Genomic DNA, 22,517 nt, shown 5'->3' with positions numbered 1-22,517 from the left:
GCCGCTACCCCTTGCCCTCCTGAGCGAGCATCACCTTCCGCAGCAGGTCGGCGAGGGTGCGCCGCTCCTCCTCGGACAGCACCCCCAGCAGTCGCCGCTCCTCCCGGCCCACCACGTCCAGGGCCTCCTGCCAGGCGGCGCGCCCGGCCTCGGTCAGCACGATGTCGACCTTCCGGCGGTCCTCCGTGGACGGCGTGCGCAGGACGAAGCCGCGGCGTTCCAGGGTCTCCAGCCGGCCGGTGACCGAGGCCGGGGCGAGGTTGAGGTCGGCCCGCAGGTCGGAGGGGGCGGCGTGGCCGCCGCGCCCGGCGAGCACGTGCAGGGTGTCGAACTCGTGCTTGTGCAGGCCGTAGTCGGCGACGCTCTGTTCGCGGACCCGGCCGAGGTGGCGGGTGAGCCGGGACATCCGGGTGACGGAGGCCTCGATATCCGGATCGAGGCCGGGCAGCACCGGCTGCCAGCGGTCGACGTGACCGTCCGTCCAGTCGCGGGGCGCGGCGGGCTTCTCGGTTGGGCTCTCGGGAGGGTGCTCGGGAGGGTGCTCGGCCATGCGAGGAGTCTACAAACCACCACAGAAACGACGGTGCCAAAATATTCGTTGCCGAAATTTCGCTACCGAAATACAGTGCGGTGCGTGACACGCCACCCCTTGGGCCTGAGCGGCTTCCGCCTGCTCTTCATCGGCCGGACGGTCTCCACCCTCGGCGACGCCGCGGTCCCGGCCGCCCTGGCCATCGCCATCACCCGCGCCACCGGCTCCTCCGCCGCGCTCGCCCTGGTCCTGGGCTGCGCGATGGTCCCCAAACTGCTCCTGCTGCCGGTCGGCGGGGTGATCGGGGACCGCTTCGACGCCCGCCTGGTCGCCCTCGCCACCGATCTCGTCCGGGCCCTCGCCCAGCTGTTCGTCGGCCTGGAACTGCTCGGCGGACACCCGAGCCTGCCGCACATCGCGGCCGCCTCGGCCGTCGGCGGCATCGCCTCCGCCTTCGCCATGCCCACCGCCTCACCGCTGGTCGCCGCCACCGTCCGGGGCGAGCTGCGGCTGCGCGCCAACGCCCTGCTCGGCACCGCGACCGGCGCCGCCCGGCTCGGCGGACCGGCGCTCGCCGGCCTGCTGGTGTACACCGCCGGGCCCGGCTGGGCGTTCGTGCTGGACGGCGCGTCCTTCGCGCTGAGCGCCGCACTGCTCTCCCGCCTGCGCGTCGACCACGTGCCCGCCGAACCCCGCTCGCTGCGCCGGGACCTCGTCGAGGGCTGGAGCGAGGTGCGCTCCCGGGACTGGTACTGGACCAGCCTGATCGCCCACGGGGTGTGGAACGGCGCCAGCGCCGTGCTGCTCACCCTCGGCCCGCTGATCGCCGCCACCCGGCTCGGCGGGGACGGCGCCTGGGTGGCGCTGACCCAGGCGGGCGCGGCGGGCCTGCTGGTCGGCTCGCTGGCCGCCGGACGGCTGCGGCCCCGCCGCCCGGTGCTGGCCGGCAACCTCGCCCTCGCGCTGTTCGGGCTGCCGCTGATCGCGCTCGCCCTCCCGGCCCCGGCCCCGGTCGCGGTGGCCGCGCAGGCGGTGGCGATGGCCGGGCTGGGCTTCCTCAACCCGCTCTGGGAGACGGTGGTCCAGCAGGACTTCCCGCCGGGGACGCTGGCCCGGGTCACCTCGTACGACTGGCTGCTCTCGCTGGCCGCCGCCCCGCTCGGGTACGTCCTGGCGCCGCTGGCCGCCGAGGCCTGGGGCGAGCGCGCGCCGCTGCTGGCGGCGGCGGGCCTGGTGACGCTGTGCTGCGCGGGCACGGCGGCGGTGCCCGGTGTCCGGCGGTACGGTGCCCGGGCGGCGGCCGGGGCCGGGCCCGTGACCGCACCAGGGCCGGCGGCCGGACGGCCACCGGCCCGGGCTCAGGATCGGAACCCGGCTCTGCCCCGGGACGAGGCTCGGACCCAGGACCCGGCTCTGCCCCGGGACGAGGCTCGGGCCGGGATCAAGTCCTGATCACCACAGGTCAGTTCCAGATGCCGGTGATGTCGGCGGCGGAGGCCGCGTTGCCCGCGTGACCGGTGGTGCCGGCCAGGTCCTCCAGGGTGCGCAGCACGTTGTAGTGGTTGTAGGTGGTGGAGCTGCTGCTGCCGGGCGTCACGTGGGCGCCGTAGAGCACGGTCGGGATCCGGTTGCCGGACAGCGAGTTGTCCTCGTCGAAGGTGACGACCAGCAGGCTGTTGTGGGTCTGCGCCCAGGTGGCGTACGCCCCCAGGTTGTTCTTGATCCAGGTGTCGCCGGTGCCGACCGAGCAGTCGTGCATGTCGCTGCAGAGGTTCGGCACCACGAAGGAGACGTTCGGCAGGGTGCTGTAGTCGGTCGGGAACTGGGCGAAGGTCTTGGCCGAGTTGAGCGGGACGTTGCCGAAGCCGAACCAGGGGTTGTGCTTCTGCGCGTACTTGCCGCTGCTGCACACGGTGCTGCCCTCGCTGGGCAGGGTCTCGTTGTAGCTGGCCCAGGTCTTGCCGGCGGCGATCACCTCCGAGGCCAGGTTGGCGCTCTGGAAGCCGCCGACCTTCACGCAGCTGTCGTCGACCCGTCCCTGGGTGGAGCCGGAGAACAGCGCGTAGTAGTTCGGCTCGCTCGGGTGGGTGATGCCGTACGACTGGGTGAGGTTGGCGCCGCCCGCGATCAGGGTGTTGTTGAGGTACGGCGCGCTGCTGCTACCGACGACCTGGGAGTAGGCGTGGTTCTCCATCACCACCACGACGACGTGGTCGGGCGTGGGCAGGGCCGCGGCCTGCGCGGTGGTGGCGGTCGCCGCCCAGAGGCCGGCGGAGGCGGCGAGCAGGGCGACGGCGGAGCCGATCGCGGTCGCGGTGCGACGGGAGCGGGGGCTCAGGGCTTTCGTGGACGAAGTCATGACAATTCCTCGGGTGGGAGACGGCCCGGTGAGCGGGCCCGGGACGGGAGGTGCCTGCCGCCGGAATGCGGCGTTCGGGTGCGGCGCCTGGGTGCGACCGGCGCGCAAGGCGCCCGAACAGCATGGGGCGCCGCCGTGGACACGGGTAGGCCACGGCAGGTGAAACCTTGGCCCCGGCGTGGGAAACGGACGGTGGGACCGGTCGAGTCCCCCACCGGCAACGGAGAAAGCGGGCGAATCGGTTCACATTGCCAGCGGCCGCCGGGACGGTGATAGTGATCTTCGAACGACGCGGTCCGACACCGTGTCAGCTCACGAGAGAGCCGAGGAACATGGCGAAGACCAGCCTTCTGCGTCCGCTCGCGGTGGCCGCCGCCGGCGCCGTCCTGGTGGCGACCGGCGCCCTGCCCGCCGCGGCGGCCGGCCAGGACACCATCGACGCGACCGCCCCCGACCTCGCCGGCGTGCGCGCCGCCCTGGAGGCCACCACCGCGGCCGGCGCCCCGGGCGCCTTCGCGGTGATCCGCGACCACGGCGGCATCGACCGGACCCGCTCGGTGAACGTCGGCCTAGCCGACCTGGACGGGACCCCGATGAACTCCTCGTGGAGGTTCCGGGTCGGCAGCAACAGCAAGATGTTCACCGCCGTTCTCGTGATGCAGTTGGTGGAGGAGGGCCGGATCGACCTCGACCGGCCGCTGCGCGAGTACCTCCCCGAGGGCACCCTGCCCGAGGGCTGGACCATGACGGGCCGCCAGGTCATGGAGCACCGGGCCGGGATCTTCGACCACACCAACGACCTGCTGGAGCAGGCCGGCGAGGAGACCACCAGCGCGTTCGAGGCGCGCATCCGCACCACGGTGTACGACCCGCGCGAGCTGGTGGCGATGTCCGTCAAGCACGGCGTGCAGTACACCCCCGGCACCCGCTACTCCTACTCCAACACCGACTTCGTGCTGCTGGGCCTGGCGGTCGAGCACCTCACCGGCCAGCCGTTCCCGGAGGTGCTGAACGAGCGGATCATCCAGCCGCTCGGCCTGCGCAAGACCTCCTTCGTGGTGCCCGAGCAGGCGATCCGCGGCGCCCACGTCACCGGCTACCTCACCAACGACGACCGGACGAAGCCGCTGCTGGACTCCACCGAGCAGACCGGCTCCTGGGTGTGGAGCGCCGGGGCCGTCATCTCCACCGCCGAGGACCTCGACCGCTTCCTCACCGCGCTGACGGCCGGCGGCAACGGCGGGCTCGTCTCGGACGCCTCGCTCCGGCAGATGACCGCCGCCCTGCCCACGCCCACCGCGAAGATCTCCTACGGCCTGGGTCTGCGCCGCATCTCGCTCTCCTGCGGGGACGTGTACGGGCACGGCGGCATCGTGCAGGGCTTCAACAGCCAGTCCTTCGCCACCCCGGACGGGCGGCGCAGCGTGGTGCTCTTCGCCAACGCCTCCAACAACGGCTCGGTGACGCAGGGGCTGATGAACACCCTGGAGCCGGCCTTCTGCGGCAAGCGGCCCGCCGCCGAGTCGCGGACGGCCTTCGCGCCGGCGTCGGCGCCGGCCTCAGGCCCGGCTTCGGCACCGGTGAACTCGCTGCCGGTGGTGGAGGACACCAGGATCTGACACCGGCCGCTCGTCCCGCGCCCGCTCCCGCGCCTGGTAGGCCCGGGGGCGGGCGCGCCGGGGCCGGTGCCCGTCAGTGCCGAGCGCCCGCCGAGCGGGGGCCCTCCGCGCTCAGGTCGGTGAGCGCCTCGGTGAGCAGCTCACGGGCCTCCTCGGCACGGCCCTGCTCGATCAGCGCGGTGCCCAGTTCGGTCAGCGTCTTGGTCATGCTGTCCGGGCGGCCCACCGCCTCGAAGTGCAGCAGGGCCTGCCGGTAGGCCTTCTCGGCGGCCGGCCACCGCTTCAACGCCGCCCGGTCCAGGCCGAGTTCGTGCGCGGTCATGGCCGCGAGCAGGTGGATCAGCGGTGAGGACCAGCGCTCCACCAGCTCCAGCGCGCCGGCCAGCGCCCGCCGGCGCGACTCCACCGCCTCCTCCGCCCGACCGGACTCCCGCAGGCAGTTGGCGGCGCCCCGCAGGGTGACCAGCCGGCCGATCATCGCCGAGCGGCTGGGCATCTCGGCGAAGGCGTCCGCCGCCCGGTGGAAGGCGTCGGTCGCCTCGCGGTGCCGCTGGAGGTAGCGCAGGCCCGAGGCGAGGTAGGTGAGCGCCCAGCCCTCCTGCTCCCGGTCACCGACCGCGCGGGCCAGCTCCAGTCCCTCGGCGGCCAGTTCGATGCCGCGCTGATAGCGGTGCAGGCAGGTGACGTGCGTCCAGGCCAGGTAGTTGACGTGCACCGCCTCGACCCGCCGGTCCCCGATCGCCCGGGCGGCGTCCGCCGAGAGCTGGAACACCTCGGCCCAGATGCCCCAGCTCAGCAGCCGGTCCGAGAACCAGTGCATCGCCTCGGCGGTGTCCACCACCTCCCGGTACCGGCCGGCCCGCTGCGCCTGGTGCAGGGCCGCCAGCCACTCCGGGTGCTCGTACTCCAGCCAGGCGGCGGCCTCGGTGAGGTACGCGGGTGCGGGGCCGTCGGTGTCGGTCCCGGCCGTGGCGTGGTCCGGGTCGAACCGCAGTCCGTAGTCGGCCGCCCGGCCGAGGATCCAGCGGCCGGCCCGGGTGCGGGCCTCGGCCAGCTCCTGGGGCGTCTCGTCGGCGGCCAGCCGCTCGCCCGCGTAGAGCCGCACCAGGTCGTGCAGGCGGTAGCGGTCCGGGGTGGCGGCCTGCATCAGGCCGGCGTCGACGAGCTGCTCGAGCACCAGCTCGGTGCGGGCCGCCGACCGGCCCGCGTAGGCCGCGGCGATCTCCGCGGTGAAGTCCTGACCGGCCGTCAGGGCGCAGCGCCGCAGGACGAGCTGCGACTCCTCGGGCAGCCGCCGGTAGGACAGCTCGAAGGCCGGGCGGACGGCCAGGTCGCCGGTCTCCAGCAGGTCCAGCCGGTTCTCCTCGGCGGCGAGCTGGCGCACCAGGTGGGCGACCGGCTGCTGTGGGCGGGCGACCAGGCGCTGCCCGGCGATCCGCAGCGCGAGCGGCAGGTAGCCGCAGAGCCTGGCCAGCTCGGCCGTGGCGTCGGGGGCGGCCTCGATCCGTTCCCGGCCGGCGATCCCGGCCAGCAGACCGGCCGCCTCGGCCGGGGACAGCACGTCCAGGTTCAGCCGGTGCACCGACTCCAGGCCGGGCAGCACGTTGCGGCTGGTCACGATGGTCACGGCCGGGCCCGCACCGGGCAGCAGCGGGCGCACCTGGCCCTCGTCGGCGGCGTTGTCCAACACCAGGACGAGCCGCCGCTCGCGGACCAGCGCCCGGTAGAGGCCGGCCCGCTCCTCCGTCCCGGCGGGCACCGCGGCGTCGGCGACGCCCAGGGCGCGCAGCACCTGGCCGAGCGCGTCCCGGGCGGAGAGCGGCTGCGGGGACATGCCGCCGAGGTCCAGGGAGAGCTGGCCGTCCGGGAACCGCGGCGCCAGGGCGTGGGCGGCGTGCAGGGCGAAGGAGGTCTTGCCGAGGCCGGGCTGACCACTGACCAGCACCACGCGCGGATGGGCCGGCCGTTCGTCCTCCGCCAGGCGGGCCAGCAGGGCGAGGGCGTCCTCGCGGGCGGTGAAGTCGGCGATGTCGCGGGGCAGCGCGAGGGCGCTCTGGCCGGCCTCGGCGGAGGCCACGGGCGGGACGTCGGCCGCACTCGGAGTGTCGGCTGCCGTAGGGGCGTCGGCCGCGCGCGGGACGGACCGGCGGGACCGGGCGGGGCTCGCGGCGGCACTCACTGCGGCGCTCGCGGCGGGCGCGAGGGCCTGCCGCGCCCCGCGCGGGCGTCCGGACTGGGCGGCCCCGTCCAGCGCCCGCGCCTGCGCGTCGTCCAGCCCGAGCGCCTCGGCCAGGGCCCGTACGGTCCGGCGCTGCGGTCCGCGGGTGCGGCCGCGCTCCATGTCACCGAGGGCGCGCAGACTGACCCCGGCGGCCGCGGCGAGTTCCTCCTGGGTCAGGCCCGCCGCCACCCGGTGTCCGGCCAGCAGACGGCCGAACCCGTTCACGTCCGTGTCCGTGCCGCCCCCGGCCGCCATGCCCCGCCCCCACTCGATCGGTCCCGCTCAGTTCCGCACTTCTGCCTGGAGTCGCCTCCGGCCGATCCTTCCAGGCAGAAGTATGCCCCGGTGGCCGGGTTCCTCCTATTCGGCCCGGTCCACGGGTATCCACCCAGGTCAGAGCGGTCGGACGTGGACGGGGCGGAGGAAGGCAGGCGGTTCCACGTCGGGCGAACCGACGGTAGTTCCGCCTGTGGTTCCGCCGGCCGATCGGCGGTTTCCGCCACCGGCGGCCGACGGACCGGGGGCGTCGGCCGCCGACGGACCGGGGCGGAGTCCGGCGACACCGCCCTACGCGAGCCGCCTCGCCTCCGCGCCCTCGGCCGTGCGGCCGAGGGCGTCCAGCAGGTCGGCGAGGAGGGTGTGGGAGCGGGCTTCGAGGGCTTGGTCGCCGACGGTGCGGCCGAGGGCGACGGCGAGTCGGGCCGTGGAGAGCGCGGCGTCCCGGCGGCCGAGGGCGTGGAGGGCCCGGGCCCGGCTGTGGGTGGCGAGGACGGCCTCGGCGCCGCCGGAGCGGGCGGTGGCGGCGCGCACCGCCTCGTCGGCGTGGCGCAGGGCGGGCTCTGCATCCCCGGCCAGGACCAGTGCGTCGGCGAGGTCGGTGAGCGCGCGGACCAGCAGGTGACCGGTGGCCGAGGTGCGGGCGGCGGCCACCAGGTCTCCCAGCATGGGCACCGCGCGCTCGTACCGGCCGGCCCGCAGCAGGGCTGCGGCCACCCGGCTGCGGCAGTGGTGGCGCAGGGCCGGGTCACCGGACAGGTCGGCGGCCGCGAGGGCGCGTTCCAGCTGGTCGGCGGCGGTGCGGTGGGCCGCGCGGTCGACGTGCAGGACGGCGAGGTCGGTGGCGAGCCGGGCGATCGCCGCCTCGTCCCGGTCCGCATGCGCGGCGCGCAGCCCGGCCTCGACCACGGCGCGCCAGTGCGTCCGGTCGTGGCCGGTGGTCTCGTACAGCAGGCAGGTCCGGTGGGCGAGTTGCCAGGCCGCGGTGGGCCGGTCCTTCTGCTCGGCGCAGAGCACCACCGCGCGCAGGGCGCTCTCCTCGCGGCGGAACCAGTCCTCCACCCGGCCGTCGGCCGCCGTGCCCTCGGACGTCCAGCCGGCGGTGACGTCGAGGTAGTGGGCGATCAGCCGGTCGAGGGCCAGGAACCGTTCCTCGCAGCCGAGTTCGGCGGCCTGCGCGGCGGCGTGCCGGCGGACCAGCTCGCGCCGGGCGTAGCGGCCCGGGCCGGTCTCCTCCAGCAGGTGCACGGCGTCGAGCCGGGTCAGCAGGGTGCGGGCGGTGGCGGGCGGGAGGTCCGCGAGGGCGGCGGCCGTGTCGGTGCCGATCTCGGCGCCGGGGTGCAGGCCGAGCAGGGTGAACAAGCGGGCGGCGTCGGGGGCCAGGGTGCGGTACGTCCGGTCCAGCGTGGCGGTGAGACCGAGCGGGCCGCGGGTGGCGCCGGTGCCGGAGAGGGCGGCCAGGCCGCTCTGCTCGTCGGCGAGATCGGCGGCGAGGTCGGCCGCGGACCAGTCGGGCCGGGCTGCCAGGTGGGCGGCGGCCAGCCGCAGCGCGAGCGGCAGGCGGTCGCAGCGCTCGGCGAGTTCGGCGACGGCCTCCGGCTCGTCGGCCGTGCGGTCGGCGCCGAGGGTGCGGGCGAGCAGGGCGGCGGCCTCCTCGGGGCCGAGCACGCCCAGCGGCAGCGGGATGCCGCCGGTGCGGACCAGCAGGTGGCGCAGCCGGCTGCGGCTGGTGACGATCGTGACCGGGGCGGGCTCGCTGTCGGTGGCCGGCGGGTCGGGCAGCAGCGGGGCGAGCTGCGCGTAGTCGGCGGCGTCGTCCAGGACGACCAGCATCCGCCGGCCGCCGGTCAGTTCGCGGTAGCGGCGGGCGCGGTCCGCGGGTTCGACGGGCAGCACGTCCGGGGCGACGCCGAGGGCGGTGAGCAGCTCACCGAGCACCTCGGCGGGTTGGCGCGGCCCGTCGGGGTCGAAGCCGCGCAGGTCGGCGCGGAGGATGCCGTCCGGGAAGTGGGCGTCGCCGCGCCGGGCCGCCCAGTGCCGGACCAGGCTGGTCTTGCCGACCCCTGCGGGGCCGGTGACCAGGATCGGGCGGCCGTCCCGGGCGGCGGGCAACACCTGGTCAAGCCTGGCGAGTTCGGCGCTCCGGCCGACGAACCGGGGGTCCGCGGCGGGCCGCGGGTCGGCGGCGGGCGGGGCGGCGGCCGGCCTGGTACCGGCCGTCCGGCCGTCGTCGGGCCTGGCACCGTACTGCTCGCCGGCCCGGCGCAGCTCCGGGCCGGGCGGCCCGGTGAGCCGGGCCACCGCGCGCTCGTACCGCGCCCGGGCCTCGGCGCTCCGCCCGTCCTGCTCCAGGCAGCGCACCAGTCGGGCTGCCAGCTCCTGCCGGGCGGGGTGGCCGTCGGCGGCCTCGGCGAGTTCGGCGGCCAGCTCGCCGCCCCGCCCGGCCCGGAGCAGGCCGTCGGCCAGCCGCTCCAGGGCGCGCAGCCGCAGGTCGGTCAGGTACGGGAGGGTCCGCTCGCGCAGCAGGGCGGAGCCGCAGTCGGCGAGCGCCGGGCCGCGCCACAGGTCCAGCGCGGCGCGCAGCCGGGACAGTGCCCGGTCCGCCGTGGCGCCCTCCCCCGGGGCGGCGGGCTCGGGCAGCAGCACGCCCGCCTGTTCGCAGAGCCGGCCGAAGTGCAGCACGTCGACCCGGTCGGGCTCGCCGGCCAGCAGGTAGCCGGACCCTCGGGTGCCCAGCTCCAGGCCGGAGCCGTCCAGCAGTCGGCGCAGCGCCGTGACGTGGCCCTGCAGGGCGGCACGCGCGGTGGGCGGCGCGCTGCCCTCCCAGACCAGCTCGATCAGCTCCTCGGTGGCCACCGTCCGGTTCAGCCGGACGGCGAGCGCGCTCAGCAGCGCCCGGCGTTTGGGCGCCGAGGGCGTCACCGCCGTCCCGTCCTCCCGCCGCACCGCCATCGGTCCGAGCAGATCGATGTGCACGCGCCCGTTCCCCTCCCCACCATCGATTCCCGGCCGGATCGAGGATAGGGCCGACCGGGCCCTTGACGTCGGCCGTACGGTACCCGGCGGGTACGACACCGGGCGTAGGCGTCCGCACCCCTGCAACCGTCGGGCGCCTCGGTGGCATCCCCTCAGGGGGGTGGCCTGCGGCGGGATCCCCGTCCGGCTCGGACAGGACACCATGTCGCACTACACTGCTCCACCCCGAGGCTTCGGGTGTGATGTGCGGTTCGCGGTGAAACGGGGGTACTGGTGCGGATTCGGCTGCTCGGGCCGGTGGAGTTGCGGGTCGGGGCGGACGGCTTCGACGGCGTGGCGGGCGCGCAGCGGCGGGCCGTACTGGCGTTGCTGGCGCTGCGGTTGGGGCGCCTGGTCACCGTGGAGCAGCTGTGCGAGATGCTGTGGGACGAGCAGCCGCCGCCGAGCGCGCGGGCGGCCGTGCAGGGGCACGTCGCCGCGCTGCGGAAGGTGCTCGCCGACACCCCGTTCGAACTGCACACCCGGGACTCCGGCTACCTGCTGGACGGGCCGGTCGGTGCGGTGGACGCGCTGCGCTTCGAGGAGCTCGCGGCCGCGGCCGACCGGCAGACCTGGCTCGACAACCGCACCGCGGCGGTCGCGCTGCTGGACGAGGCACTGCGGCTGTGGCGCGGCGAGGCGCTGGCCGACCTGCCCGACACCCCCCTGCGCGCCGCCGCGGTGGACCGGCTGGAGCAGTCCCGCACCTCCGTGCTGGTCCGCTGGGCCGACCTTCGGCTGGGCCAGGGCACCGGGGCGTCGGCCGTGCCACTGCTGGAACAGGGCGTACGGGTGGACGGACTGCGCGAGGAGCTGGTGGCGCTGCTGATGCGCTGCCTGCACCAGGCGGGCCGGCCCGCCGAGGCGCTGACGGCCTACCACCGGGCCCGGGTGCGGCTGGCCGACGAGCTGGGCATCAACCCCGGTCCGGCGCTGCGGGCCGCGCTCGCCGAGGTGCTGGCCGACGACCGTACGGCGGAGCGGCCACCCGTCGCACCGCCGGCCGCCGAACCGGCGCCGCAGGCCCCGCAGGAACCGCCCGTCCCACGCCGACTGCCGCGCCGTGACCCGGACTTCGTCGGCCGTCTCGCCGACCTGGCCCGCCTCGACCGGGCCTGCGGGCCCGACCGCTCCGGAGACGGCCCGGTGCTGGTGGTCGGCCCGGCCGGGGTCGGCAAGAGCGCGCTGGTCACCGCCTGGGCGCACCGGGCCGCCGGCCGGTTCCCGGACGGTGTGCTCCACGCCGAGCTGCACGGCCTCGCCCGGGCCGACCCGCACACCCCGGCCGACCCGAACACCCCAAGCGACCCGCACACCCCCGGCGCCGCGGACTCCCCGAACGCCGCGGACTCCCCGAACGCCGCGGGCAGCCCGAACGCCCCGGACGCCCCGGCCCGGCCCGAGGCCGTGCTGGCCGACTTCCTGCGCGCGCTCGGCGTGCCGGAGGAGGACATCCCCGCCGACCGCGCCGCCCGGGCCGCGCTCTACCGCGACCGCACCAGGGGCCGGCGGCTGCTGGTGCTGCTGGACGACGCCGCCGACGCCGACCAGGTCGCCGACCTGCTGCCCGCGGGACCGACCGGCACCGCCGTGGTCACCGGCCGGGGCCCGCTGGAGGGCCTGGTCGCCCTGGAGGGGGCCGTCCTGCTGCGCCTGGCCGCGCTGCCCGAGGACGACGCCCTGCACCTGCTGGAACGCGCCCTGACGCCGGAGCGGCTGCGCGCCGAGCCGGAGGCCGCCGCCCGGCTCGCCGGGCTCTGCGACCACCTGCCGCTCGCCCTGCGGATCGCCGCCGCCCGCCTCGCCGCCCGGCCGGACTGGACGGTCGCCGGTCTGGTCGCCGAACTCGCCGACGAGCGGACCAGGTTGGCCGTCCTGGACGCCGACGGCACGCTCTCCGTCACCGGCCGGCTCCGGCTGACCCACCGCCGGCTCTCCGAACCCGCGGCCGACCTGCTGGCCGCCCTGGCCGCCCACCCCGGCCGCGAGGTGGACGCCCAGGCGAGCGCCGGGCTGCTCGGCAGCGACACCGCCACCGCCCACCGGGCGCTCGGCGAACTGGCCTCCCACCACCTGCTCACCGGCACCGCCCCGGGCCGCCACGCCCGTACCGACCTGGTCCGGCTGTACGGCGCCGGTCTGCTCGCCGAACGGCCCGAACAGCACCGCCGGCTGCTCCGCGAACGCCTGGCCGACCACTACCTCACGGCCCTGCGGCACTGCGGCTCCTTCCTCGATCCCGGCCAGGAGGACACCGCCCCGCCCGCCGGAGCGCCTTCCGGTCCGGCGCAGGCCGTGCCCGCCGCCGTCGACATCCGCACCGCACTCGACTGGTTCGACGCCGAGGAACCCGCGATCTCCGCACTGGTCGCGTCCCCCGACACCGATCCGGCCCGCGCCTGGCGGCTCGCGCTGACCTGCGGCTCGCTCTACTACGGCGCCAGCCGCTTCACCGACTGGCTCGCCGGCGCCCGGCTGGGGCAGGCGGCGGCCGAACGGTGCGGCGACCCGGTCGCGGTCGCGCTGCTGCTCACCTCCCGGGCCCAGGCCCTGGTCGCGCTGGAACGCCGGCCGGAGTCCGCGGAGGCGGCGCGCAGGGCGGTGGCCGCCGCCGAGTCCGCGACCGGGCCCGCCGCCGCGTCCGCGCGCGTCCGGGCGCTCGCCACGCTGGCGCTGGTCACCGCGATGCTCGGCCACTGCGCCGAGGCCGAACGGCTGGCGGCCTCCGCCACCGCGCTCGCGCTGGAGACCGGCGACCGCCGCCGGCTGGTCGACGCCAAGGTGCACCAGGGCTGGGTGAGCCTGGCCGTCGGGGACCGGGAGGGCGCCCAGCGCCGGTCCCGCGAGGCCCGGGAGCTGCTGCCCGCCACGCCCGTCACCCAGGTCCACCTCTGGTCGCTGCTGACCGAGGCCCAGGCTCTCCCGCCGACCGTCCGCGACGACGCCGCCGACCTCTCCTGGCACCGGCTGCTCGCCGCGTGCGAGGAGGCCGGCCTGCTGTACCTGCACGCGGTGACCGAACAGGCCTACGCCGCCCACCTGACGGCCCGGGGCCGGGAGCCGGAGGCGGACGGGCGGCTGCGCAGGGCGCTGGACCGCTTCCGCGCGCACGACCGGCAGGCGGGCTACCTCAGCGAGTTCACCACGGGTCTGGAGGAGTCGCTCGACCTCCGCGCCGGCCGGCGGCCCGCGCACGGCTGAGCCGCGCGTCCCAGGGCTCCTGCCGCCGCCGGCCGCCCCGGGGCCTCGGCCACCGCCGGCCGGCCCGGGATCTCGGCCACCGCCGGCCCGGTCAGCCGGTGGCCGAGGCGGCCCCGTGCTCCGGCGGGGCGTACCCGTGCTCCGCCGCCAGCACCGGGCGCAGCGCCCGGATCGCGTAGAAGTTGCGGGACTTGACCGTCCCCGGCGGCACTCCCAGCCGGGCCGAGGCCTCCAGCACCGAACGGTCTTCGAGGTGCAGTTCGACCAGCACCTCGCGGTGGTGCTTCTGCACCCGGCGCAGCGCCAGCGCGATGTCCCGGGCCACCACCACCTGCTCGTACGGGTCGTCGGCGAGCGGCCGGTCCTCCACCGGCTCGCCGATCACCTCCTTGGCGCGGGCGGCGGCCATCCGGTAGTGGTCGATCGCGATCCGCCGGGCCACGGTGAACAGCCAGGGCCGGCTCGCCGCCGGGCCGGCGGCCAGCGCCTCCGGGTGCTGCCAGGCACGCAGCAGGGTCTCCTGGAGGATGTCCTCGGCCTTGCCCCGGTCCCCGCCGGTGGCCCGCAGCAGCGAGCGCAGCAGGTAGCCGCCGTGCAGTCGGTGGATCTCCGCGAGCGTGTCGGGGTCGAGGGTCGGACGGGCCGGGGCGCCGGCATCTTCCGGCGCGTCCGCGGGACCCCCGGGCGGCGGGGTGGCGGACGTTGACTGGGCGACGGGCGGCATCGACACGCGCTACCTCTCAGGTCGGGCAAGGGGCGCAGCACGGGCAGAGGTCGCAGCACGGGCAGGCGTGCTGGGCACCGGCCGGGCGTTCCCGGCGGTGGCTGCACCAGCACACTGCCGGAGGCCGCCAAGTCCGCGCCAAGGATCGGCCAACGCCTCCGCGCGGAGCGCTCGGCCCGGCCGCGGACGCCGCCGTTGGCGGACGCCGACGACCGTTGGCCGGTCGTTAGCGGCCGTGAGCCGCGGCTCCGCCGGGGCCCCGCCGGCCCGGGCCGGTCCGTCCTCGACTCGGTCCTCGGCTCAGTCCTCGACTCGGTCCTCGGCTCGGTCCTCGGCTCGGTCCTCGACTCGGTCCTCGGCGAGCACCCGGAGCAGCTCCCGCACCCCGTCCTCCCCGCGGTGCTCGATCAGCATCGCGACCCAGGTCGCCAGCCGCTGCCGCTCCGCCGCCGACCACCGGGGTGCCGACGGGTGCTCGTCGACCACCAGCGCCGTCGCCAGGCCCAGCAGCCCCGGCGCGGGCCGCGGCCACAGCCGGCCCTCCGGCACCGCCCGCAGCGCCAGCCGCCGGGCGACCGCGATCACCTCTCCCGCCGCCGCCTCGGGCACCGCCAACGCGGCCGGCCCGGCCACGCTCGGCGCTCCCGACCGCACCAGGGCCGCGATGAACTCCCGGGCCTCCGCTCCGTCCGCGGTCATGCCGGGTCCCTCCCCCGTCCCGTTCACGGGACTCACGCTCCTTCCGACTCGGTCGCACTCGATCGCACACGGTGGTGTCCGGTGACACTCGGCGGGCGCCGGGTGCCACCGAACGAAGGTACCGATCGGTAGCCGGTCGAGCGGAGGGTTTTCCGATGCGGCCCCTCCCGAAGTGACAGGGGGCGCTCCGTACACCCCGTCCCGCTCAACGAGCCCTCCGCCGCCAGGGGTTCAGGTGAACCGGAAGAACTCCTTCAGCCGTGCTCCCGGCCGTACGGGCCGGCCGGATCCGGCGGCACGGCCCGGCCCGGGCGGGCGCGCCCCGCCGACCGGCCGCGGCATCCGGGTGAGCACGCCCTTCCGAAGGCCCGCGATTGGACGGACGGACCTCGGGTAGAACCCACGGGGCCGCCGCGGCCGCTCCATCCCGCCACACCCCGCCCCGTCACCCGCCCGTCACCCGCATCGGCGTCGCGAAGTGGCATCCGAGGGCAGCCTGGCCAAGGCTGGGCCCGGGGGGTCTCGCCTCAGATGGGTACGGTGCCGATGTTCGAATCGAGCTTTGCGTTCCCCCGCTCGCTGCTGCAACCGGTCGCCGGCGCCCGGGGGCGGGTGGCCGTGGTCGGAGCCGGCGTCGCCGGGCTGGTGTGCGCCTACGAGCTGCAGCGCCGGGGCTTCGACGTCGTCGTGTACGAACGGGCGAACCGGCCGGGTGGACGGGTGCGCACCCACCGGTTCTGGGACGGCACCCACGTGGACCTCGGCGCCATGCGCATCCCCGGCAACCACCACTGCGTGCTGCACTACGTCTCCCGGTTCCGGCTGGCGACCCGCCCGTTCGTCAACTCCAACCCGCGCGCCTACTACCACCTTCGCGGCCGGCGCGTCCGGGTGCAGGACGTGGCGTCGCTGTTCCCCGCGTACGAGCTGCGCCCGGCCGAGCGCCAGGCCCCGACCCCGGTGCTGGACCACCTGCTCGGCTCGGTGTGGCGCACCCTGACCGTGGAGCAGCAGCGCCGCACCCTGGAGGGCCACTGGGACGACCCGGCGCTGGAGCGGGCGGCCTCGGTGTCGCTGTGGCAGTTCGTCCACGAGCACCTGTCGCAGGACGCCTGGGACCTCTTCGGTCACGCCAGCGGCCTCGCCCACTACGAGCAGTCCTCGCTGCTGGAGGTGCTGGTCGACTACTTCGGCCTGTTCCACCGCGGGCAGGTCGAGCTGGTCGACGGGCTGGACGCGCTGATCCACGCCTTCGTCGAGTCGCTGCGGCCGGGCACGCTCCAGCTCTCCACCCAGGTCGACGAACTGGCGCTGACCGCGGACGGCGTCCGGCTCCACGGCCGGCGGATCGGCGCCCGGCTGGAGGACGACGTCGACTACGTGGTGTGCTGCGTCCCGGCGCCCGCGCTCGACCAGATCACCGTCACCCCCGGCCTGCCGCACGCCCAGCGGCACGCCATCCGCGGCATCAGCTACGCGAGCAGCATCAAGACCGTCCTGCACCTCACCCGCCGCCGCTGGGAGCTGGAGGACGGCATCCACGGCGGCGGCAGCTTCACCGACCTCCCGATCCAGCAGTGCTGGTACCCCTCCGACAACGCGGTGCAGGGCAAGGACGGGGTCAACGGCAGCGGCGGCCCGCCCTGGGTCGCGCGCGACCCGCTGCGCTCGGCCGAGCCGACGGCCCTGCTCGGCGCGTACCTGTGGGGTGCCAACGCCCGCCGCTTCGCCGCGCTGGAGCCGGCCGACCGGGACGCGCTGGTGCTGGAGTGCCTGGAACGGCTCCACCCGGGCATCACGGCGGACGTGGACGACATCGTGCACTGCAACTGGGACGTGCAGAGCGGCATGGGCGGCGGCGCGTTCGCCCATCTGACGCCCGGCGAGCACAGCCGCTACCTGAGCGTGCTCGGCTCCCCGTACCCGGCGGAGCAGCCGCGGGTCTTCTTCGCCGGCGAGCACCTGTCCGGCGCCCACGCGTGGTGCCAGGGCGCGGCGCAGTCCGCCCTGGGCGCGGTGGGCGCGCTGCTCGACCGGGCGGGGCACCCCCGGGTCGTCACCCGGGTGGGGGCGGTGTGACGGTCGCCGACCCCGGCCCGGCGCCGGGCACCGCATCCGGCCCCGCGGTCGCCCCGGAACCGGGCCAGGCCCCCGCCCCGGCACTCGGCCGCGCCGAACTGCTCGCCCCCTTCCGGCCCGGCCGTAGCGAGCTGGTCGGCATCGAGGTCGAGTGCGGCCTGGTCGACCCGGCCACCGGACTGGCCGCCCGCTACGCCGGCCGGAACGGCGTGCTGGCCGTCCTGGAGGCCGTACTGGCCCGGTGGGGCGGCGAGCCGCAGGAGGACGCCGGGCGGCTGACCGGGGTGCTGCTCCCGGACGGCAGCCAGATCACCCTGGAGCACGGCGGGCAGCTGGAGTACTCCTCCACGCCCGCGCCGTCGGTGGCCAAGGCGGTGGACGACATGCGCGCCGCGCTGGAGCAACTCGCCGAACTGGTCGGCCGGTTCGGCCTCGCTCTGCTGCCCGGCGCCTACCTGCCCTTCGACCGGCTCGCCGACATGCAGTGGGTGCCAATGACCCGGGGCGCCATCATGCGGGACTACTTCACCGGGCTGGGCGAGCCCGGCAGCCGCGCCCGGTACGTGATGGCGCTGTCGCTGTCCACCCAGGTGACCCTGGACTACCTCTCCCCCGCCGACTTCGCCCGGAAGCTGCGGATGCAGATGGCCGCCGCCCCGGTGGTCTCCGCGATGCTCGTCAACTCACCGCTCCAGGAGGGGAGTTCCTCCAGCGGGCGGCTGTCCCACCGGTGCTGGGCCTGGCAGCGGATGGACCCGCGCCGGGGCGGAGTGCTGCCGCCCGCGCTGCGCCCCGACGTCACCGTCGAGTCCGTCGTCGACTGGGCGCTCGGCATCCCGCTGATCCACTACCGCACCCCGGACGGCCGCTACCACCCGGCGCCCCCCGAACGCACCTTCGCCGAACTGCTCCGGCACGGCTACCCGGACGGCTCGCGCCCGACCCCGGCGCACTGGGCCGCCCACCTCAACCAGCTCTGGACCAACACCAGGGTCCGCGACACCCTGGAGCTGCGCGCCTCGGACGGCCCGCCGTACCCGTTCATCCCCGCCGTCCCCGCGCTCTGGGCCGGGCTCAGCTACCACCCCGAATCCTGCGACGCCGCCTGGGAGTTGCTCGGCCGGTACACCCTGCACGACCACCGGGCCGCACTCGCCGATCTGCCCACCCTCGGCCTGGCCACCCGGCTCGGCGGCGACCCGGTCCGCCCGCTGGCCGCCGAACTGCTGCGGCTGGCCCGGGCCGGCCTCGCCGCCCGGATCGCGGCCGGCCTCGAACCGCCGCACGTGCTCGGGTACCTGGACCCACTGGAGGAGGTGCTCGCCACCGGCCGGACCTTCGCCGAGCAGTGCCGCGAGCGCTGGCACGGCGAACTGCGCCGCGACCCGGCCCGCTACGTCGCCGCGTACCGGGTCTGAGGCGCCGGCGGACCACCCGGCAGCCGACGGACCAGCCGGCGGGCCAGTCGAAGGGCGCCTCCGCGTCAGCAGGTCGTCAGCGGAGTGTCAGCAGTGCGTCAATCCGGGCCCCGGCGGGCGCGGACGGGCGGAAGCTGGACCCATCACACCTGCAAGCCCCGCAGGTCGTCCCGGAGGTGAGCCGCATGTCCGTCCCCGCCGCGTTCCATCCCGTCCTCCCCGACGTGCGCCGCCACGGCCTGCGCAGCGCCGTCACCCGGGTGCTGGACCGCCTCGCCGCCAGCCCGCTCGACAACACCGTGCTCGGCGCGATCGGCACGCCCCGCCCGTCCGCCCGTCCGGCCGGGCCGCGCGCCCGGTGGTACCCGGTGGCCCGGCCGGACGGCACCACCGCCCTCGAAGCCGTCTGGCACCCGGACCGCTGAGGCCGCCGGGCGCCCGTTCGCGCCTTCCCACCCGGCACCGGACGGGCGCCGGACGGGCGCCGGACGCGGACAGCCATTCGGCGCAGCGCTCCCCCGCGCGGCACGGCCCCGGTCCGGGGCCACACCTATGGTGGGCGGATGACCGATCGTCGGACCGCCCGGCCTGGTGTCGCCCGGGTGGGCCACCTCGTCGCCGCCGCCGCTTTCGCCGTCTGCATGACGGGCACCACCCTGCCCACCCCGCTCTACGGGCTGTACCAGGAGAAGCTCGGCTTCTCCGAGCTGACGGTGACGGTCGTGTTCGCGGTGTACGCCTTCGGCGTCATCGGCGTGCTGCTGCTGGTCGGCAACGTCTCGGACACCGTCGGGCGCCGGCCCGTGCTGCTCTGCGGGCTGGTCTGCTCGGCCGCCAGCGCCGTGGTCTTCATCGCCGCCGACAGCGTGGCCATGCTCTACCTGGGCCGCCTGCTGTCCGGGTTCTCGGCGGGCCTGTTCACCGGCACCGGGACGGCGTACGTGCTGGAGCTCGCCCCGCCCGGGCACCGGGCCCGGGCGGGCTTCGTCGCGACCGCCGCCAACATGGGCGGACTCGGCTGCGGACCGCTGCTGTCGGGCGTGCTCTCGCAGTACGCGCCGCACCCGCTGGTGCTGCCGTTCGCCGTGCACCTGGGCCTGGTCGCGGTCTCCTTCGCGCTCACCCGGCTGCTGCCGGAGACGGTCGCCGGGGCCCGCCCGCTGCGCACGGCCCGGCCCAACCGGCCGAGCCTGCCGCCGGAGGTCCGCCGGGTGTTCGTGCCGGCCGCGGTCGCCGCCTTCGCCGGATTCTCCCTGCTGGGCCTGTTCACCTCCGTCAGCCCCGCCTTCCTCGCCACCGACCTGGGCGTCCACAACCGCGCGGTGGTCGGCCTGGTGGTCTTCACGGCCTTCTTCGCCTCCACCCTCGGCCAGCTCCTGGTGCCCCGGCTCGGCACCGCCCGGGCGATCCCGCTGGGCTGCCTGGTGCTGATCGCCGGACTGGCGATGCTGGCCGGCTCGCTCGCCCGGGAGGTCCTCGCCCTGCTGGTGCTCAGCGCCCTGGTGGGCGGCGCCGGCCAGGGCATGGGCCTGCGCGGGGCGGTGGGCGAGGTGGCGGCGGCCGCCCCCACCGAGCACCGCGGCGGCGCCCTCTCGGCGCTGTTCGTGGTCGCCTACTTCGGCATCTCGATCCCGGTCATCGGGGTGGGCCTGCTCACCGGGCCGCTCGGCCTGGCCCAGGCGGGACTGGTCTTCACCGCCTGCATGGGCGTGCTCGCCGCCGTCTCCGGCCTCTACCTGCTGCGCCAGGCGCGCACCGCGAGCTGACGCGCGCGCACCGGCCCGCGCGCCGATCCGCACTGACCGGCGCCGGCCCGCGCACCGGCCCGCACTGACCGGCGCCGGCCCGCGCGGCGACCAGCGCGCCGCAGACTGCCCCGCACGCCGCCGTACGCGCCCGCCGTACGCCACCCGCGCGCGAACGCCGCCGGCCGCCCGTACGCGCTTGCCGCCCGCACCGGGTACCGATAGACACGAGCCAGACACCTTGCGTGACATCCGGAGGTTCCCCCCATGACCGTGACGAGTCGCTACCTGGGCGCCTGGGAGGGCTTCTGGCGTGATGCACCCGAGGAACCGGGCTCGGTGATCTGGGACGCGGAGCCGGCCCTCGGCGCCGAACGCCACCTCACGCTGTTCCGCCCCCATCTGGCCGACCCCGCGCTGCCCGTCATCGACCTGGGCTGCGGCAACGGCACCCAGACCCGCTTCCTCGCCGAGCGCTTCCCCGTCGTCCTCGGGGTCGACCTGTCCACCGCCGCACTGGACCTCGCCCGGCGGGGCGACCCGGCCGGGCGGGCCGAGTTCACCCGGTTGGACGCCACCGACACCGAGGCCGTCCGGGAGCTCCACCACCGCCTCGGCGACGCCAACGTGTACGTGCGCGGGGTGATCCACCAGAGCGAACCGGCCGACCGCCCCGGGGTGGTCGAAGCCATTCGCATCCTGCTCGGGGCGCGCGGCCGGGCCTTCGTGTTCGAGCTCGCCGAGGCGGCCAAGGGCGTGCTGGCCGAGCTCGTCCGCGGGCCGGCCGGACCGCCCCCGAAGCTGCGCCCGGTGTTCTCGCACGGCCTCGCCCCCGCCGGAGTCGCCGACACGGCCTTCCCCGAGCTGTTCCACGCCGCCGGCCTGGACGTCCTCGCCACGGGTGAACTGCCGCTGGCCACCACGGAGTCCGGCCCCGACGGCGCCCGGATCGAGCTGCCCGCGCACTGGCTGGTCGCCGGGCCGCGCGGTTCCGCGCCGTCCTGAGCCCGCAGGGCCTGGCGAGCGGGAACCCGACGGTCCACCGGCTTTCGGCCATCCTCCGTGTCCGGTCGGACCCTCCGGACGGGCCGCGCCGACGGCCCGGCCGTTCCTGATCTCCGCTGGTCAGCATCCGGCCCCCGGCGAACCGCTCAAGTCCCCACGGGCACCGGGAGATTGGCGCAATCCCGCGGTAGGGACGGCTAAAGCGGGCAGGCGGACGGCCCCACCGTGTTTTGCTTCCCCGCATGGGATCTTCCACGGCCGAGGGGTCGTCCGTACCGGCGGAGTCCGGCCCGCCCACGACAGCGCCCCCGGCCCCGGAACCCGTACCGCTGCGCCGGCACCGTCCGCTGCTGCTGCTCGTCACGGAGCAGCTGAGCAGCTCGGTGGGGCGCCAGGTCACCGCGCTGGCGCTGCCGCTGCTGGCCATCGCCCACCTGCGCGCCGGCCCGCTGGGCGCCTCCGCGCTGCTGGCGATGACCTACCTGCCCGGCGTCCTGCTCAGCCCGCTGATCGGCGTCGCCGTCGACCGGGCCCGGTTGCGCCGGATGCTGGTCTCGGTGTCCTGGCTGCAGGTCCCCGCCATCGGCAGCGTGCCGCTCGCGGCCGCGCTGGACGGCCTGACCTGGCCGCACCTGTTCGCGGCGGCCGCCGCCTCCGGGGCGCTGGGCTCCGCCCAGAGCGTCGCGCTGCAGTCCTGTCTGCCCCGGGTGGTGCCCGCGGAGCGCCTGCTGCCGGCCAACTCCTCGCTCACCGGGGCCAGGACCATCGGCCTGATCGGCGGGCCGGCGCTCGGCGGCATCCTGATCGGCGTGGTCGACCCGGCCCCCGCACTGCTGGTCGAGTGCGCCGCCTACCTCGTCGGCGGGGCCCTCTTCCTCGCGCTGCCGGCCTCGCTGAACCGCCCCGCGCACGAGGCGGGCCACGGCGCGCGGTCCCGGCTCGAAGCCCTGCGGGAGGGCCTCGCGGTCATCCGGCGTGAGACCCTGCTGCGCCGCCAGGCCCTGGCCGCCGCCGGGCTCAACCTCGGCGGCGGGGCCGGCGCCGGACTGTTCGTGCTGTACGCCGACCGGGAGCTGCTGCTGCCCTCGTGGCAGCTCGGCGCGGTCTACGCCGCGTACGCCGTCGGCATGGGCACCGGTGTGCTGGTCGCGGCCTCCGTCACCCGGGCGCTGGGCATGGCCCGGGCCATCCGGCTGTGCGCGGTCGGCGCGGGGGCCGCCCTCTTCCTCATCCCGGCGGCCTCCCTGGGGTTGTCCTTCCCGGTGCTGGTGCTCTACCAGCTGCTGTTCGGAGTGCTGGCCACCGTCTGGTCGATCGCCATGACCACCGGGCGCCAACTCGTCACCCCCGCGCACCTGTTGGGCCGCGTCAACGCCTTCCTCCAGGCGGTGCTGACCGCCACCCTGCCGGTCGGCGCCTTCGTCGGCGGGTGGCTCGCCGCCCGGGTCGGCATCGTGCCGGTGCTGGTCGGGGCGGCGGCCGTCGCACTGGCGGGCGCGAGCAGCCTCTGGTTCCCGCGCGACATGCTGGCCGGGATCGAGCGGGCGGCGGAGCAGAAGGCGGCCTGAGCCGCGTCACCCTTCGTACCGGGTCGTGCGGGCCCGACGGCACCGGGCCGTGGGAA

15 protein-coding genes are annotated in these 22,517 nt (G+C 76.2%); 9 read left to right on the top strand and 6 right to left on the bottom strand.

Annotation, left to right across the window (positions count from 1 at the left end; genetic code table 11):
- Positions 1-4: 4 nt before the first annotated feature.
- Entirely contained in the window at positions 5-550 is a 546-nt protein-coding gene (locus ACIQ87_RS19025; protein ID WP_402407811.1) for a MarR family winged helix-turn-helix transcriptional regulator, read from the bottom strand.
- 84 nt (positions 551-634) lie between these two features.
- Between ACIQ87_RS19025 and ACIQ87_RS19020 the strand changes: the two genes are divergently transcribed.
- Entirely contained in the window at positions 635-1,984 is a 1,350-nt protein-coding gene (locus ACIQ87_RS19020; protein WP_402407808.1) for an MFS transporter, read from the top strand.
- Positions 1,985-1,994: 10 nt separating this feature from the next.
- Here ACIQ87_RS19020 and ACIQ87_RS19015 read toward each other — a convergent pair whose 3' ends face one another.
- A complete protein-coding gene (locus tag ACIQ87_RS19015; protein ID WP_402407805.1) occupies positions 1,995-2,891 on the bottom strand; it encodes an alkaline phosphatase family protein in 897 nt (298 codons plus the stop codon).
- Between the two features lie 332 nt (positions 2,892-3,223).
- Here ACIQ87_RS19015 and ACIQ87_RS19010 point away from each other — a divergent pair, with 332 nt between their 5' ends.
- Positions 3,224-4,510: a serine hydrolase domain-containing protein gene (locus ACIQ87_RS19010; RefSeq protein WP_402407803.1), complete on the top strand. Its 1,287-nt coding sequence runs from the start codon at positions 3,224-3,226 to the stop codon at positions 4,508-4,510.
- Between the two features lie 73 nt (positions 4,511-4,583).
- Here ACIQ87_RS19010 and ACIQ87_RS19005 read toward each other — a convergent pair whose 3' ends face one another.
- Together ACIQ87_RS19005 and ACIQ87_RS19000 are read right to left on the bottom strand one after the other, a co-directional pair.
- Positions 4,584-6,956 carry an ATP-binding protein gene (locus ACIQ87_RS19005; protein WP_402407801.1) on the bottom strand — a complete coding sequence of 791 codons (2,373 nt, stop codon included), beginning with the start codon at positions 6,954-6,956 and terminating at the stop codon, positions 4,584-4,586.
- Positions 6,957-7,298: 342 nt separating this feature from the next.
- A complete protein-coding gene (locus ACIQ87_RS19000; protein ID WP_402407798.1) occupies positions 7,299-9,983 on the bottom strand; it encodes a BTAD domain-containing putative transcriptional regulator in 2,685 nt (894 codons plus the stop codon).
- Between the two features lie 273 nt (positions 9,984-10,256).
- Here ACIQ87_RS19000 and ACIQ87_RS18995 point away from each other — a divergent pair, with 273 nt between their 5' ends.
- On the top strand, positions 10,257-13,223 hold the full coding sequence (locus ACIQ87_RS18995) for a BTAD domain-containing putative transcriptional regulator (RefSeq protein WP_402407795.1): 2,967 nt from the start codon (positions 10,257-10,259) through the stop codon (positions 13,221-13,223).
- A 91-nt stretch (positions 13,224-13,314) separates the two neighbouring features.
- Here the strand turns inward: ACIQ87_RS18995 and ACIQ87_RS18990 are convergent, their stop codons facing one another.
- Together ACIQ87_RS18990 and ACIQ87_RS18985 are read right to left on the bottom strand one after the other, a co-directional pair.
- Positions 13,315-13,947 (bottom strand): sigma-70 family RNA polymerase sigma factor, encoded by a 633-nt coding sequence (locus ACIQ87_RS18990; RefSeq protein WP_402407861.1) that lies wholly within the window; start codon positions 13,945-13,947, stop codon positions 13,315-13,317.
- Positions 13,948-14,247: 300 nt separating this feature from the next.
- On the bottom strand, positions 14,248-14,646 hold the full coding sequence (locus tag ACIQ87_RS18985; protein ID WP_402407792.1) for a hypothetical protein: 399 nt from the start codon (positions 14,644-14,646) through the stop codon (positions 14,248-14,250).
- 546 nt (positions 14,647-15,192) lie between these two features.
- Here ACIQ87_RS18985 and ACIQ87_RS18980 point away from each other — a divergent pair.
- The 6 genes from ACIQ87_RS18980 (at position 15,193) to ACIQ87_RS18955 (ending at position 22,461) form a co-directional block, all read left to right on the top strand.
- Positions 15,193-16,725, top strand: coding sequence for a flavin monoamine oxidase family protein (locus tag ACIQ87_RS18980; protein ID WP_402407789.1), 1,533 nt, complete (start codon positions 15,193-15,195; stop codon positions 16,723-16,725).
- Positions 16,722-18,143 carry a glutamate-cysteine ligase family protein gene (locus tag ACIQ87_RS18975; protein ID WP_402407786.1) on the top strand — a complete coding sequence of 474 codons (1,422 nt, stop codon included), beginning with the start codon at positions 16,722-16,724 and terminating at the stop codon, positions 18,141-18,143. The genes ACIQ87_RS18980 and ACIQ87_RS18975 overlap by 4 nt, the downstream gene beginning before the upstream one ends.
- 185 nt (positions 18,144-18,328) lie before the next feature.
- Entirely contained in the window at positions 18,329-18,568 is a 240-nt protein-coding gene (locus ACIQ87_RS18970; protein WP_402407783.1) for a hypothetical protein, read from the top strand.
- A gap of 138 nt (positions 18,569-18,706) precedes the next feature.
- Positions 18,707-19,909, top strand: a complete 1,203-nt coding sequence (locus ACIQ87_RS18965; protein ID WP_402407780.1) for an MFS transporter — start codon at positions 18,707-18,709, stop codon at positions 19,907-19,909.
- A gap of 246 nt (positions 19,910-20,155) precedes the next feature.
- Entirely contained in the window at positions 20,156-20,893 is a 738-nt protein-coding gene (locus ACIQ87_RS18960; RefSeq protein ID WP_402407778.1) for a class I SAM-dependent methyltransferase, read from the top strand.
- A 242-nt stretch (positions 20,894-21,135) separates the two neighbouring features.
- Positions 21,136-22,461 carry an MFS transporter gene (locus ACIQ87_RS18955; protein ID WP_402407775.1) on the top strand — a complete coding sequence of 442 codons (1,326 nt, stop codon included), beginning with the start codon at positions 21,136-21,138 and terminating at the stop codon, positions 22,459-22,461.
- The last annotated feature ends 56 nt before the right edge of the window (positions 22,462-22,517 follow it).

It is taken from the genome of Kitasatospora sp. NPDC096204 (genome assembly GCF_044763205.1).
Lineage (GTDB): Bacteria > Actinomycetota > Actinomycetes > Streptomycetales > Streptomycetaceae > Kitasatospora.
Note: the sequence above shows the minus strand (reverse complement) of the source record. Positions and strands in the feature narration are given on the sequence as shown.